Below are 14340 nucleotides of genomic sequence, written 5' to 3' on the forward strand. Positions count from 1 at the left end.
CACGGCGCGCGGCGTGCCGCGCTGCGGCGGCGGCGCGAACTCGGGGCGATCGAGGGCAAGTGACATGCGTTTTGGGGTCCGGCTGGCGCTACGGCTTGGCGTTGGTGGTCTGGACCGACAGGCCCACGCGCTCGATGCCGGCGCGCTTGAGCTGGTTCATGGCCTTCACCACGGTCTCGTACTTGACCGACTTGTCGGCGCTGATGACCACCGGGCGCTGGTCGTCGCCGTTCTGCGCGGCCTTGGCGATGCTGCCGATCTGCGTCATCGGCACCGAGGCGCCGCCGGTGCCCTGGGAGGGATCCTTCTTGACCTGGACCTCGTCGTCGCTCTTGATGACGATCTCGATCGGCTTATCGGGCTGCTTGTTGGCGCGGTCGACCGTGGGCAGATTGATCACGCTCGGCGTGATCAGCGGCGCGGTGACCATGAAGATGATCAGCAGCACCAGCATCACGTCGATGAACGGGACCATGTTGATCTCGTTGATCGTGCGGCGACCGCGGCCGCGGGACGAAACGGCGGGCATGCGTGCGCGCTCCGGTTCAGCGGTTGGTGGCCGAGGGGCCCGCCGGGGCCGCCGCGGACGGGTTGGAGGACAGGTTGCGCTGGAGGATGTTCGAGAACTCCTCGATGTAGGTCTCCAGGGCGATCGCGATCTTGTCGATCTCGCGCGCGAAGCGGTTGTAGCCCACCACGGCCGGGATGGCGGCGAACAGGCCGATGGCGGTGGCCACCAGCGCTTCGGCGATGCCGGGCGCCACGGTGGCGAGCGTGACCTGGGTCAGCGCGGCCAGGCCGGTGAAGGCATGCATGATGCCCCAGACCGTGCCGAACAGGCCGACGTAGGGCGAGACCGAGCCGACGGTGGCGAGGAAGGACAGGTTCTGTTCGGCCGCGTCGAGCTCGCGCTGGAAGCTCGCGCGCATCGCGCGGCGGGCGCCATCGAGCAGCGTGGGCGCGTCGCTCACATGGCGTTCGCGCAGTTTCTGGTACTCGCGCATGCCCGAGGCGAAGATGCGTTCCATGGGGCCGGCGAACTTGGCGTTCTGCGCCGCCGAGGCGAACAGCTCGTTGAGGCTGGTGCCCGACCAGAACTCGCGTTCGAAGTCGTCGTTGAGCGCGCGCATGCGCTTGAGCGCGAAGTACTTGCGGATGATCGCGGCCCAGCTCGCGATCGAGACGATCACCAGGAGGAGCACGACCGCTTGCACCATGAAACTGGCATGGAGCAGGAGATTGATGATGGAGAGATCTTGATTCATGGCTTGAAGGGTTGAGTCATGGAGCCGCGATAGCGTTCGAGGGTTCCCGAAACCTGCGCCGGAATCCGTGCCGGGCGCAGGCTGGCGGCGTCGACCCAGCCGATGCGGATCGTGCCTTCGCACAGCAGGGTGGGGGTGGCGCCCGCCTGCTCCGGCTTCAGCAGCACGGTCTGCGCGATTATCAGTGAGGCGGAGCCCATCTGGCGCAGGTCGGCGGTGACGATGAGCTGGTCGTCGAGGCGGGCGGGGCGGTGGTACTTGATCTGGGTCTCGCTGACGACGAACTGGCCGCCTGTTTCGTTGCGCAGCTTGTGCTGCTCGACGCCCAGGGAGCGGAGCCATTCGGTGCGGCCGCGTTCCATGAACTTGAGGTAGTTGGCGTAGAAGACGATGCCGCCGGCGTCGGTGTCTTCCCAGTAGACGCGTAGGGGGAACTCGTAGGTCATTGCTTTTGGTGTTCTTTTTTTAGGCCGTTGGCCGGGTCTCGCCCCGGCGGGCGAGTCACTTTCTTTTGCTTCGCCAAAAGAAAGTAACCAAAGAAAAGGCGACCCACTGTCTGCGACCCTCCGCTTCGCTACGGGCAACCTGCGGTGCTCGCGTTTCGCGGGGTCTCGCAGAACTCGCTCCGCTGCGCTGCGCTCAGACAGCTGCGAGCCCTTATCCGCGAAACGCTGCGCTCCTCGGCGCAGCCAGAGGGGTGGTTCGGGCCGTCGCTGCGCTCGGCCGCAGATACCCGACGGGCCTTCGCTTCGCTCGGCCCAGGTAGAAGAAGACCCAGGGCCTTCGCACTCACACTCACCACACAAGGACGCGCCACGGCGCGTTGACCCTAGTCCCCTCTGGCTGTGCCGAGGAGCGCAGGGGAAAGCGGGATAAGGGCCGCAGCTGTCTGAGCGGAACGAAGTGCAGCGAGTTCTGCGGACCCCCGCTTTCCCCGAGCACCGCAGGTTGCCCGTAGCGAAGCGGAGGGACACAGACAGCGGGGTCGCCTTTTCTTTGCCTACTTTCTTTTGGCGAAGCAAAAGAAAGTAGGTCCGCCGCCGGGCGGAATTCCCGGCCAACAGCCTTAACAAAAAAGCAGCTTCAAACCAGAAAGCCGAAACCTTCATCCAGCCAAACCACGCAACCGACCAATAGCTTCCTCAAGATGCGCCATAGAACTGGCAGTAGAGAACCGAATGAAGCTAGCAGTATCAGCAGTCCCGAAGTCGCGACCAGGAGTCACAGCCACATGCGCCCGCTTCATAGCCTGGAACGCAAAATCCCAGCTCCCCGAAATCCCGAGCCGAGCAGCCAGCCCCGAACAATCGGCCCAGGCATAGAACGCCCCATCGGGAACCACTGGAACCGGTAGCCCCAACGCCTCGAGCTGCGGAATGAACCAGTCGCGCCGCGCCTTGAATTCGCCGCGCCGCCGCTCGTACTCCGCAATGCTCTCCGCCTCGAAGCAAGCCAGCGCCGCGTACTGCGCCACCGTGCTCGCACAGATGAACAGGTTCTGCGCCAGCCGTTCCACCACAGGCACCAGAACATCCGGCACCACCAGCCACCCCAGCCGCCACCCCGTCATGTTGAAGTACTTGCTGAAGCTGTTGATGCTGATCACGTTGTCGTCGATCGCCAGCGCCGTCTGCCCGTAGGCATCGTCGTAGGACAGCCCCAGGTAGATCTCGTCGATCAGCGTGATGCCGCCGCGCGAGCTCACCACCTCGTGGATGCGCCGCAGCTCGTCGCGCGCGATCGAGGTGCCGGTCGGGTTCGAGGGCGAGGCCAGCAGCACGCCGCGGGTCTTGTCGGTCCAGGCGGCCTCGACCTTGTCGGCGCTGAGCTGGAAACGCTCCTCGGCGGTGGTCGGGATCAGCACGGCCTTGCCCTCGGCCGCGCTCACGAAGTGGCGGTTGCAGGGATAGCTGGGGTCGGGCAGCAGGATCTCGTCGCCGGCCTCGATCAGCGTGAGGCAGGCCAGCTGCAGCGCGGCCGAGGCGCCGGCCGTGACCACGATGCGGCGCGCCGGCACGTCGACGCCGAAGCGGTCGCGATACCACTGGCTGATGCGTTCGCGCAGATGGTCGAGGCCGGTGGCCTGGGTGTACTGCGTGGCACCGGCGCGCACCGCGCGCGCCGCGGCTTCCTGCACCAGCGGCGGCGCGGTGAAGTCGGGCTCGCCGATGTTCAGGAAGATCATCGGCCGGTCGGTGTGGGCCACCTCGCGCGCCAGCTTGCCGGCGGCCTTGGCCACTTCCATCACGTAGAAGGGCTCGATGCGCTCGGCCCGGGTCGAAATCCTCATGCGGGGTGCTTCGCGAAAGAAGAAGGAGGAAGAGGAGAAGACGACGGGATCAGGGCCGCGCCTTGCCGGTCGCGCGGTCGGCCTCGACCTCGAGCGGACGCAGCTGGGGCGCGAGGCCGTTGAGCACCGCGTTCACGTACTTGTGGCCGTCGGTGCCGCCGAACTCCTTGGCGAGCTCGATGCATTCGTTGAGCACCACGCGCCACGGCACGTCGAGGCAATGCTGGAACTCGTAGACGCCGATCCACATCACGGCATGCTCGATCGGCGAGATCTCGGCCAGCTTGCGGTCGAGCAGCGGCACGATCAGCGCGTCGAGCTGCTCGGCGCCTTCGATCGAGCCGTGCAGCAGCGCGTCGTAGTGCGCGGCGTCGGCCTTGTGGAAGCCCGCGAGGTCGCGCGTGAAGCTGTCGATGGCGGCCGGCTCGTTGCGGCCCACCAGGTGCTGGTAGAGCGCCTGCAGCGCGAACTCGCGCGCGCGGGTACGGTTGGACTTGGCCGAGGCCTTGCGCGCGCCGGTGGAGGTCAGGCCGGTGCGCGTCGCTCGCGCCTTGTCCGGTCGTGCGGAACGCTGCGGCGCAGCGCCTCCCTGGTCTTCTTGGGTGTTGTCGTCGGTCATGAAAGGTCGGCCAGCAGTCGCGCCATTTCCACCGCCACGCGGGCCGCGTCGCGGCCCTTGTCGGTCTGGCGGGCGACGGCCTGCTCGAGGTTCTCGGTGGTGAGGATGGCGTTGGCGATGGGCAGCTTGTAGTCGAGCGCCACGCGGCTCACGCTCGCGCCCGATTCGTTGGCCACCAGCTCGAAGTGGTAGGTCTCGCCGCGGATGATGCAGCCCAGCGCGACCAGCGCGTGGTAGCCGCCGCGCTCGGCCAGCGCCTGCAGCGCGACCGGCACTTCGAGCGCGCCGGGCACGCGCACGTGGTGGATGTCGTTGGCGGCCACGCCCAGCGCCGCGAACTCGTCGAGGCAGGCGCTGGCGAGCGCATCGGTGATGTCGGCATTGAAGCGCGCCTGCACGATGCCGATGCGCAGTCCCTTGCCGCTGTTGCCGTCCAGCGGCTTGTCGGCCGCGCCCTGGTTTGCACCTTGCATGTCGTTCAGTCCTTTGCCAGATAGCCGGCGATCTCGAGGCCGTAGCCGGCCGCCATGCTGGGCATGCGCCGCGGCGTGCCGAGCAACCTCATCTTCTGCACGCCGCATTCGCGCAGGATCTGCGCGCCGATGCCGTAGCTGCGCAGGTCCATGCGGCCGCGCTCGGGCGCCTGCGCGGGGCGCGCGGTGCCGTCGAACTGGGCCAGCAGCTCGTGGGCCGTTTCGCCGCAATTCAGCAGCACGGCCACGCCCCTGTCGAGCTGCGCGATGTGCGAGAGGCTGGCGTCCAGGCTCCACGAGTGCAGCGAGCGGTTGATCTCGAGCGCGTCGAGCACCGACAGCGGCTCGTGCACGCGCACGTCGACCGTGTCTTCGGGCGCCCACTTGCCGCGCACCAGCGCGAGGTGCACGCCGCCGCTGGGCTGGTCGACGAAGGCATGGGCGGTGAACGCGCCCCAGGCGGTCTGGATCTCGCGGCAGCCGACCTTCTTGATCAGCGACTCGGTGCGGCTGCGGTGCTCGATCAGCGCCGCGATGGTGCCGATCTTGAGGCCGTGCTCGGCCGCGAACAGCTGCAGGTCGGGCAGGCGCGCCATCGTGCCGTCCTCGTTCATCACCTCGCAGATCACCGAGGCGGGCGAGCAGCCGGCCATGGCGGCGAGGTCGCAGCCGGCCTCGGTATGGCCGGCGCGCATCAGCACGCCGCCGTCGACCGCCTGCAGCGGGAAGATGTGGCCCGGCTGCACCAGGTCGGCGGCCACGGCGTTGCGCGCCACCGCGGCCTGCACGGTGCGGGCGCGGTCGGCGGCCGAGATGCCGGTGGTCACGCCCTCGGCGGCTTCGATCGAGACCGTGAAGGCGGTGGCGTGCTTGGTGCCGTTGCGCGCCACCATCGGCGGCAGGTGCAGGCGTTCGCACATCTCGCGCGACAGCGTGAGGCAGATCAGGCCGCGCGCATGGCGCGCCATGAAGTTGATGGCCTCGGGCGTGATGTGGTCGGCGGCGACCACGATGTCGCCCTCGTTCTCGCGGTCTTCCTCGTCGACGAGGATGACCATGCGGCCGGCGGCCAGTTCGGCCACGATCTCCTCGACCGGGGAGATCGGCGCGGGCGTCCGATTGGCGCGCGAGGCGCCGATCGGCGTGACGGATGCGTTCATGATGGGGCGGGGTCCTTGGATGCGGGGAATGTCGGTGTCAGGCCGGCCGGGCCGGCTGCAGCACGCCCGCCTGGAGCATGCGCTCCACGTAGCGCGCCACGGTGTCGATTTCGAGGTTCACGCGCGAACCGGCGCGCAGGTCGCCCAGCGAGGTGTTCTGCACGGTGTGCGGGATCAGGTTGATGCTGATCTCGCTGCTGCCGTCGGCCGCGTCGGCGACGGTGTTGACCGTGAGGCTCACGCCATTGATGGTGATCGAGCCCTTGTAGGCCAGGAAGCGCGCCAGCGCCTGCGGCGCGACCACGCGCAGCTCCCAGCTCTCGCCCACGGGCTCGAAGCGGCTCACGGTGCCGATGCCGTCGACATGGCCCGAGACGATGTGGCCGCCGAGGCGGTCGCTCGCGCGCAAGGCCTTCTCGAGGTTGATGCGCGCACCTTCCTCGGTCAGGCCCGCTGTTTTATCGAGCGACTCGGCCGAGATGTCGATGGTGAAGAGCCTCTGTGCGGGGTCGAAACTGGTGACGGTCATGCAGGCGCCGTTGAGCGCGATGCTGTCGCCGAGGCCGACGTCGTCGAGGTAGCCGTCGGGCGCCGCGATGCCGAGTCTCTTGCCGTGGGAGGAGGAGGAGCCGAGGTCGTGGATGGCGGCGATACGCCCCACGCCGGTGATGATTCCGGTGAACATCCGCGCATTTTCGCAGGTCCGGAAGGCCCGCGGCATTTCCTGGCACTTCGGGACCGCCGGCGCGGTCGCGCGGGCGTCTTGCCGGGCGGCTCTGGACGGCAGCCGGCGCGCCGCGGGCGGCGTCAGAAAGCGTCCCGGCCGGCCACGCGTGCCACGATCCGCAGGTCGGGCCCGATCCGGTCTGCCGAGCGGAATTCCAGTGGCAACGCCCCGGCCAGCGAGACCAGCGGTCCGTCGGCGTGGATCTGGCTCGCGATGTCCAGGCCGCTGCCGATCAGCTTGGGCGCGAGATAGACCAGCAGCTCGTCGACGCAGCCTTCGCGCAGCAGCGAGCCGTTGAGCTTGTGGCCCGATTCCACGTGCAGCTCGTTGACGCCGCGCGCCGCGAGGTCGCGCAGCAGCGCGGGCAGGTCGACCTTCCCGTGGGCATTCGGCAGGCGGCTGACCGTGGCGCCGCGGGCCTCGAGCGCCGCGGCGCGGGCTTCGTCGCGCACCGCCGCGTAGATCCAGACCGCGCGGCCTGCTATGAAAAGATGAGCGTCGGGCGGTGTCTGCAGGTGGCTGTCGACGATCACCAGGTGCGGTTGGCGCGGCGTCTCGACCAGCCGCACGTCGAGCCGCGGGTTGTCCTCGAGCACCGTGCCGACGCCTGTCAGCACCGCGCTGGCCCGGGCGCGCCAGGCGTGGCCGTCGGCGCGCGCGGCCTCGGCCGTGATCCATTGGCTCACGCCGTTGGCGAGGCCGGTGCGGCCGTCGAGCGAGGCCGCGACCTTCATGCGCACCCAGGGGGTCTTGCGGACCATGCGCGAGAGGAAGCCGAGATTGAGCTCGCGCGCTTCCTCGGCGCCTGGGCCCACCTCGACCGCCACGCCCGCCGCGCGCAGCCGCTCGAAGCCCTGGCCCGCGACCAGCGGATTGGGATCGGCGAGCGAGGCGACCACGCGGCCGATGCCGGCCGCGATCAGCGCGTCGCAGCACGGGCCGGTGCGGCCATGGTGGGCGCAGGGTTCGAGCGTGACGTAGGCGGTGGCGCCCGCGACCGAATGCCCCTGTGCGGCCGCATCGCGCAGCGCCATCACCTCGGCATGCGGGCCGCCGGCCTTCTGCGTGTGGCCCTGGCCCAGCACGCGGCCCTGCGCATCGGCGATCACGCAGCCCACGCGCGGGTTCGGGTCGGTGATCAGCAGCGCCGACGCGGCCAGGCGCAGGGCGCTCGCCATGTGCTGCGCGTCGTGTTCGGGGGAGGGCATGGAGGCTTCGCGAGGAAAAGTTGACACGGGTGCGTCGGGATCATACGAGCGGCGCGCGAATGCGGATGGACGGCGCGGCGCTCGCGCCCGGTGCGCTCGTACGCTTGCCGTTCGATCGCGAGACACGCGACACCAGAAGAGAACGGGGAGGAGGAAACATGGCAAGGTCGAATCGAACGGCGCATGCCGCCGCGGGCTTTTCGCTCGTGGAGGTGCTGGTGTCCATCGCGCTGCTGAGCCTGGGGCTGCTCGGCGCGGCGGCCATGTTGCTGCATGCGGTGCGCGCGAGCGGTGAGGCCGCGAACTTCGGCGCGGCGCTGAACCTGGTGCGCGAGCTGTCGGAGAAGACGCGGCTCAACCGGGCCGTGGCGGGGCGGCGCGATGCGGCCAATGGCTACCTCGTGGCGCAATGGACGGCAGGGTCTGCCGCGGGCGAGGCGGGCGGCACCGATTGCGCGGCGGCCGGCGCCGCCTGCAAACCCGAGGACCTCGCGCGCTGGGACATGCAGACGTGGAAGCGTCGCGCCGCGAAGGCCCTGCCGGGCGCGCGCATCACGGTCTGCTTCGACGGCAATCCATGGAACGACGCAGCGGGCGCCCATGCCTGGGACTGCGAGGCCGACGGACCGTTGCTGGTCGTCAAGCTCGGCTGGTTGCCGCGCAACGCGAGCGAGGCGCAGCGCCGCGCGGGGGCATCGGCAGCGCCGCGGCTCGCGATGCCGCTGATGCCCGCGCAGGCCAGCGAGGGGCCGCGCGGTGGCTGAGCGTGTCGAACCCGCAGGGCGCGCGCGGCTGCGTGGCGTGTCGCTGGTCGAGCTGATGGTCGCGCTGGCGCTCGGCCTGGTGGTGGTGCTCGCCGCCATGCTGGCTTTCGGCGGCAGCCGGCAATTGTTCGTCGCCGAGTCCGAAGCCCGCACGGTGGAGGAGTCGCTGCGCTTCGCCGCCTTCGTCGTGCGGCGCACGGTGCGGCAGGCCGGCTATGCCGATCGCGCGGCCGGCGATACGGTCACGGCCGCCGGGAACGACCCCCTCGACCTCGACATCGTCGGTGCTCGCAACACCCGCGTCGGCGCCAGCGGCGAAAGCTATGGAGGGCACAACGCACGCGGCGTGAACGACAGCGATTCGCTGCTGGTGCGCTTTGGCGGCAGCTCGCGCACCGACGACGACGGCAGCGCCACGGAGGCCGACGGCACCATGGTCGACTGCATGGGTTTCGCGCAGGCCGCGCCGAGCGCCGGCACCGCCACGCCGGCCGATCGGGCCTGGAGCATCTTCCACGTCGCCGAGGCGGCCGACGGGGAGCCCGAGCTCTATTGCAAATACCGCGGCGACCGGCGCGGCAGCTTCCGGTCCGAGCCGCTGGCGCGCGGCATCGAGGTGTTCCGCGTGCTGTTCGGGCGCGACCTCGATGGCGACGGCACGCCCGAGCAGTGGCTCGATGCCGCGCAGCTCGATGCGGTGGCGGCCGCGTCGTCGCTGGGCAACTCGGCCTGGCGCCAGGTGGTGGCGTTGCGCATCGGGATGGTGGCGCGCAGCGCACGGCCGGGCCACTGGCCCCGGCCCGAGGAGGCGCAGCTCTATCCGCTCGGCCCCGAGTTCCCGGCGGCGCGCTTCCGGCCCGCGGCCGACGGGCGGCTGCGGCGTGTCGTGAGCTTCACGGTGGCGCTGCGCAACAGCCAACGCGAGGTCTTGCCATGAACCGTCCGGTGCGCGCCTCGCATGGCTTCTCGCTGATCGTCGTGCTGATGCTGCTGCTCGTGGTGTCGGTGCTCGGCCTCGCGGCGGCGCAGAACGCACTGGTCGGCGAGCGCATCGCGCGCAACGACCGCGACACCGAGGTGGCTTTCCAGGCGGCCGAAGCCGCACTGCTCGATGCCGAGCGCGACGTGCTCGGGCCCAACGACCATGCGGCGCAGCGGCTGTGCCTGTTCGACGGCCGCGATGTCTCGGCCTTCGTCGTCGATTGCGCCGGGACCGGCACACGGCTGGGACTCTGCGCGGCCGCGCCGGTGGGCGACCCGCCGGCGTGGACGCAGGTCGATTTCGCACCCGATGCGAACCGGTCGGTGGCCTATGGCCGCTTCACCGGGCAGGTCTATGCCACCGGTGCCGGTGGCCTGTCCGTGCGCGCGCCGCGCTATGTCGTCGAGGCCCTGCGCAGCCGGGGCAGCGGCCCGCAGGGCGTGCTGCACAGCGCGAGCGCGGCCGTCGCGACGCATGTCTTCCGCGTCACCGCCATCGGCTACGGGCCGCGCGAGGAGACGCGGGTGCTGCTGCAGACCACGCTGGCCAAGCCGTCGGCGAGTGCCGGCTGTGCCGACGCTTCCTCTCCTTCCACCTGATCGGACTGCCATGCCCTTGCTTCGCGCATTCATCGTGTGCATCGCCCTGGTTTTCTGCGCGACGTGGAGCGCGCCGGCATGGGCCGGCACCTCATCCACGACGCCGCCCGATGCGCTGCTGACCAGCGTGCCGGTCCACGCACTGGCCGGTCAGCCCGATCCCAACATCGTGATCGACCTGGCGATCAAGGCCTCGAACGCGGGACCGGCGTACCTCGGCGGCTTCGAGCCCGCCAAGGTCTACGAAGGCTATTGGGATGCGAAGGGCTGCTACGACTATTTGCGCATCGAGAGCTACTTCCGCCGCACCGCGACGGCCACCACGCTCGCCGGTGGCGAGATCGCCTGCCGCGGGCAGTGGAGCGGCAATCTGCTGAACTGGGCCACGGCATCGCCGCTCGACCAGCTGCGCATGGCGCTGACCGGTGGCGACCGCGTGGTGGACACGCCGGAGCGGACCGTGCTGCAGCGGGCGACCTGGCCGATCGGGGCTGGTGTCGAGCTTCCCGTCAAGACCGTGCGCGGACATCTCGAGCGGTTGACCCCGCGTGCTGGGCTTCGCGCGGACGAAGCGCTGCGTATTCGGAACTGCGGGGAACGGCTGGTCGTCGATGCGGACATGCGCGCCGATGCGGACCGTAGCTGCGTCTCGGCGGCCGGGGCCGATCTCTACTTCGCGCGCGTCGAGGTCTGCGCCGCCGACGAGGCCGTCGTGCGCCGCGATCTTTGCGCCGCGTATCCCAGCGGGCATCACAAACCGGTAGGCGCCTTGCAGGTCCATGCGGGCGACGCGCGTTTCGCGGTGTTCGGCTACCTGCCTGGCAGCGATCCCAAGCGCCAGGGCGGGGTGCTGCGCGAAGCGATGAAGTCCATCGGCCCCGAAAAAACCGATGCCGGCTTCGACCGGGTCGCTAACCCGCGGGCCGAATGGGATGCGCGCACCGGCGTGTTCCGCGACGACCCCGCGGGCACCGCGCAGGGCGTCATCGCGGCAGTGAACCGCTTCGGACGCTCGGGCGAGTACGCGCGCTTCGATCCCGCGGGCGAGCTGTTCCACGAATCGCTGCGCTACCTGCAGGCGAAGCTGCCGACGCCCGCGGACCCGGTGCTCGGGAACTGCCAGCGACATCACATCCTGAACATCGGCGACCTCGACACCGGGCACGATGGTTCGGCGCCGGGCTCGGGCAGTGCGGCCTTCTCGCCCGACACCGCGTACTGGGCCCGGCTCGTCGGTGCTTTCGAGAATCGGAAGGCGGGCTCGGCCCAGGGCTCCTTCGGCATGGCGGGGCTCGCCTACTGGGCGCACACGCAGCGGATCCGTGGCGACCATCCCGATGCGCGCGTGCAGACCTTCGCGATCGACCTGGATGCCGACCGCAGCGCTGTGGTGGGCACGCGCCAGCGCGGCAGCGCGCTCTACCTGGCCGCGAAGTACGGCGGATTCGTCGACCGCAACGGCGATGGCGATCCGTTCCGAAGCTCCGCGCTTTTCGGCGCCCCGGATTCAGTGGGCAAGTCGTCATGGTTCAGCAACGCCGAATGGGCGGAAGGGCTCGACCACGACGGGCAGCCGATGCCGGCCAACTACTTCCTCGCCAGCGATGCGCGATCGACGGCGGATGCGTTGCGCCGCGTGCTGCGCCGTGCCACCGCGCCGCCGCTGGGCGCGAATGCCACGGCTGCGATCTCCTCGGACACGGTGGGCGCGGCCGGCGCGAGCCTCTATCGCTCGCGCTCCGACAGCCGGCGCTGGGCTGGCACCTTGCTGTCGTTTCGCCTGTTCACCGATCCGGACACGGGCGCCTTGCGCGTGGCCGACACGCCGTCGTGGGATGCGGGCGCCTTGCTCGATGCGCGCATGGAGAAATCCGGTGCATCGGCGCCGCGAAAGATCTTCACGCTGTCGACGGCAGGCGTCGGCATTCCCTTCGAATGGGAGGCGCTCGACGAGCCCTTGCGGCGCTCGCTGCGCGCGGCGACCGAACCCGCATCCCCGATGCCTGCCGGGGCCACCGACACCCTGGCCCGCGACCGCCTGAACTACCTGCGCGGCGAGCGCCGAAACGAAGCCTCGTTCGCGGGTGGCCGTTTCCGCGTGCGCGACTCGGTGATGGGCGATGTCGCGCATGCGGCCCCGGTGTTCGTTGGCGCGCCCGACCCTGTGCTGGATGAGAGCGGTTACCCGGCATTCCTCTCCACGCATCGTCAGCGCGAGCCCGCGGTCTATCTGGGCGCTAACGACGGCATGCTGCATGCCTTCTCGGCGCGCACGGGCGAGGAGCTTTTCGGCTATGTCCCGCGACTGCTGTTTCCCGCGCTGGGCCAGCTCGCGCAAGCCGGTGGCGCGCATCGCGCCTATGTCGACGGCACGACCGCCGTGGCCGAGGCGCGCATGGCGAACGGCCGGTGGAAGAGCGTGCTGGTCTCGGGCCTGGGGGCGGGCGCCGCCGGTGTCTTCGCGCTCGACGTCAGCGATCCGCGGGCCTTCTCGGCCGACAAGGTGCTGTGGGAGTTCGGCAGCGCCGACGACCCCGACATGGGCCACCTGATGCAGCCGCCGCGCATCCTGAAGTTCCGCACCAGGGCCGCGACGGCGGGCCGCCCGGCCACCCACGCCTGGTTCGCGGTCGTGCCCTCGGGCTTCAACAACCGCAACCCCGAGAAACGCGCCGCGCTGTTCCTGCTGTCGCTCGACAAGCCAGCCAGCACGCCCTGGCGGCGCGGCCTCGACTATCACAAGATCCTGCTGCCCCGGCCCGCCGATGCCAGCCTCGTCAATGCGCTCGCGAGCGCACCCGGCGACCATGCGGCCGACGACGGAACAGTCCGCTGGCTCTATGCCGGCGATACGCAGGGCAATCTGTGGAAGTTCGACTTCGAGCGCGATGCGCCGTGGAGCGAGGCCAACGCGCTGGGCTTCGGCGGTGCGCCGCTGATGGTCGCGATGGACGGCGGCACGGGCAGCCGGCGCCAGCCGATCACGGTGCCGCCGGAAGTAGGGCTCGGGCCCGGCGGCGGCGGCATCGTGCTGTTCGGCACCGGCCAGTTCATCGAGCCGGCGGACCTCGGCGCCTCGCGCCGCGGCGTCCAGACCGTGTATGCGGTGCAGGACACGGGCACGCCAATCCGTGCGGGCGAGGCGCGGACCCAATTGGCGCCGCGGCAGGCACGACCCATCGAGGGCGGGCTGACGGCCATCGAGGGCCAGGCCTTCGTTTACGGCGCCTTCGACCGCGCGACGACACGGCGGCGCGGCTGGTACCTCGACCTGCCGGCGTCGCGCGACCAGGGCGAGCGCCAGGTCGAGCGGTCCGTGCTGGCCGACGGTCGCCTGTTCTTCAACACGCTGATCCCGCCGCAGGCGGCCTGCGGCGAAGGCAGTGGCCGCAGTTGTGCCGTCGACGCGATGACCGGCCTGTCCAAGGGTGGCACCTGCGTGCCCTCGGAGGCGGGGCTGCTCGGTGCACCCTTCGTGGTCCAGCAGGGCGACGCGTCCTACGGTGCTGCCGATCCGGCCGGTCGGCGCATCGAGACGCGGCGGCTCTCGGCCCTCAGCCCCGGCACCCGCAAGGGCACGGCGGTGTCGGTCGCGCAGCCGACCGACGGTGCCATGGTGTCGCGCCGGGCCGGCCGTCTCAACTGGCGCCAGCTGCCGGACCCGCAAAGGACACGGCCATGATTTCCCGCCACGGCCATCGCGCGGGCGCGGCCTTCGGCTGGAGCCTGATCGAGGTGCTGATCGCACTCGCGATCGTCGCCATCCTCGCGGCCATCGCCTTTCCCTCCTACATCGATGCGGTGCACCGGGGCTGGCGCGCCGAGGCGCGGTCGGCGCTGCTCGCGCAGATGCAGCAGCAGGAGCGCCACTTCACCGTCGATGGCCGCTACCGGCGCTACGAAGGCGATTCCGCCGAGAGCGGGCAGGGCGGCAAGTACCTCGTGCGCAGCGAGCACTGCGACGGGCAGCGCAGCCTCGACGACTGCCTGCGGCTCTCGGCGCGGCTCAAGCCCGGCTTCTCGGATCCGCCGGTCGGCAACCTGTGGCTGGACAGCACGGGCGGCCGCGGCTGCGATGGCGCGCAGCGTGCGCGGTGCTGGCAATGAAGCGCGCGCGACGCTCGCGCGGGCTCACGCTGATCGAGCTGCTCACCGTGATCGCCATCGTCGCCATCCTGGCCGCCGTCGGCGTGCCGGGTTTTCGCGCGCTGCTGCTCCACCAGCGGCTGGCGGCCGCGTCGCAGGCCTTCGTG

The 14340-nt window shown here is 70.3% G+C and carries 15 protein-coding genes; 6 read left to right on the forward strand and 9 right to left on the reverse strand.

Translation table 11 applies throughout. The features are described from left to right. Positions 1 to 88: 88 nt before the first annotated feature. The 9 genes from AC27VN_RS15695 to ribD form a co-directional block, all read right to left on the reverse strand. On the reverse strand, positions 89 to 529 hold the full coding sequence (locus tag AC27VN_RS15695; RefSeq protein ID WP_093344332.1) for an ExbD/TolR family protein: 441 nt from the start codon (positions 527 to 529) through the stop codon (positions 89 to 91). 16 nt (positions 530 to 545) lie between these two features. Then, on the reverse strand, positions 546 to 1265 hold the full coding sequence (gene tolQ, locus AC27VN_RS15700; RefSeq protein ID WP_093344331.1) for a protein TolQ: 720 nt from the start codon (positions 1263 to 1265) through the stop codon (positions 546 to 548). Further along, entirely contained in the window at positions 1262 to 1711 is a 450-nt protein-coding gene (gene ybgC, locus AC27VN_RS15705; RefSeq protein ID WP_057594488.1) for a tol-pal system-associated acyl-CoA thioesterase, read from the reverse strand. Before ybgC ends, tolQ begins: the two co-directional genes overlap by 4 nt. A 659-nt stretch (positions 1712 to 2370) precedes the next feature. Beyond that, a complete protein-coding gene (locus tag AC27VN_RS15710) occupies positions 2371 to 3555 on the reverse strand; it encodes a pyridoxal phosphate-dependent aminotransferase (protein ID WP_490877121.1) in 1185 nt (394 codons plus the stop codon). A gap of 49 nt (positions 3556 to 3604) precedes the next feature. Then, positions 3605 to 4174 carry a transcription antitermination factor NusB gene (gene nusB / locus AC27VN_RS15715; protein WP_490877122.1) on the reverse strand — a complete coding sequence of 190 codons (570 nt, stop codon included), beginning with the start codon at positions 4172 to 4174 and terminating at the stop codon, positions 3605 to 3607. Beyond that, the gene (gene ribH, locus AC27VN_RS15720) at positions 4171 to 4647 is read right to left on the reverse strand and encodes a 6,7-dimethyl-8-ribityllumazine synthase (protein WP_057594485.1); all 477 of its coding nucleotides are present in this window, start codon (positions 4645 to 4647) and stop codon (positions 4171 to 4173) included. Before ribH ends, nusB begins: the two co-directional genes overlap by 4 nt. A gap of 5 nt (positions 4648 to 4652) precedes the next feature. Further along, positions 4653 to 5807, reverse strand: coding sequence for a bifunctional 3,4-dihydroxy-2-butanone-4-phosphate synthase/GTP cyclohydrolase II (gene ribBA / locus AC27VN_RS15725; protein WP_431509216.1), 1155 nt, complete (start codon positions 5805 to 5807; stop codon positions 4653 to 4655). Positions 5808 to 5844: 37 nt separating this feature from the next. Beyond that, complete coding sequence (locus tag AC27VN_RS15730) at positions 5845 to 6492, reverse strand: riboflavin synthase (protein ID WP_057594483.1); 648 nt, start codon at positions 6490 to 6492, stop codon at positions 5845 to 5847. Between the two features lie 122 nt (positions 6493 to 6614). Then, positions 6615 to 7742 (reverse strand): bifunctional diaminohydroxyphosphoribosylaminopyrimidine deaminase/5-amino-6-(5-phosphoribosylamino)uracil reductase RibD, encoded by a 1128-nt coding sequence (gene ribD, locus AC27VN_RS15735; RefSeq protein WP_490877123.1) that lies wholly within the window; start codon positions 7740 to 7742, stop codon positions 6615 to 6617. A gap of 158 nt (positions 7743 to 7900) precedes the next feature. On the opposite strand from ribD, the gene pilV reads away from it, so the two are divergent. The 6 genes from pilV to AC27VN_RS15765 all read left to right on the forward strand — a co-directional run. Beyond that, entirely contained in the window at positions 7901 to 8506 is a 606-nt protein-coding gene (gene pilV, locus AC27VN_RS15740; protein WP_490877124.1) for a type IV pilus modification protein PilV, read from the forward strand. After that, positions 8499 to 9443, forward strand: coding sequence for a PilW family protein (locus tag AC27VN_RS15745; RefSeq protein ID WP_490877125.1), 945 nt, complete (start codon positions 8499 to 8501; stop codon positions 9441 to 9443). The genes pilV and AC27VN_RS15745 overlap by 8 nt, the downstream gene beginning before the upstream one ends. Beyond that, complete coding sequence (locus AC27VN_RS15750) at positions 9440 to 10087, forward strand: pilus assembly PilX family protein (protein WP_490877126.1); 648 nt, start codon at positions 9440 to 9442, stop codon at positions 10085 to 10087. Before AC27VN_RS15745 ends, AC27VN_RS15750 begins: the two co-directional genes overlap by 4 nt. Before the next feature lie 10 nt (positions 10088 to 10097). Beyond that, positions 10098 to 13769: a pilus assembly protein gene (locus tag AC27VN_RS15755; RefSeq protein WP_490877127.1), complete on the forward strand. Its 3672-nt coding sequence runs from the start codon at positions 10098 to 10100 to the stop codon at positions 13767 to 13769. Beyond that, positions 13766 to 14194: a type IV pilin protein gene (locus AC27VN_RS15760; RefSeq protein WP_490877128.1), complete on the forward strand. Its 429-nt coding sequence runs from the start codon at positions 13766 to 13768 to the stop codon at positions 14192 to 14194. The genes AC27VN_RS15755 and AC27VN_RS15760 overlap by 4 nt, the downstream gene beginning before the upstream one ends. After that, the coding region (locus AC27VN_RS15765; RefSeq protein ID WP_490877129.1) for a type IV pilin protein at positions 14191 to 14340 on the forward strand (150 nt) is incomplete at its 3' end. The genes AC27VN_RS15760 and AC27VN_RS15765, both read left to right, overlap by 4 nt.

This window comes from Variovorax sp. 20P10.2.4, assembly GCF_058244205.1.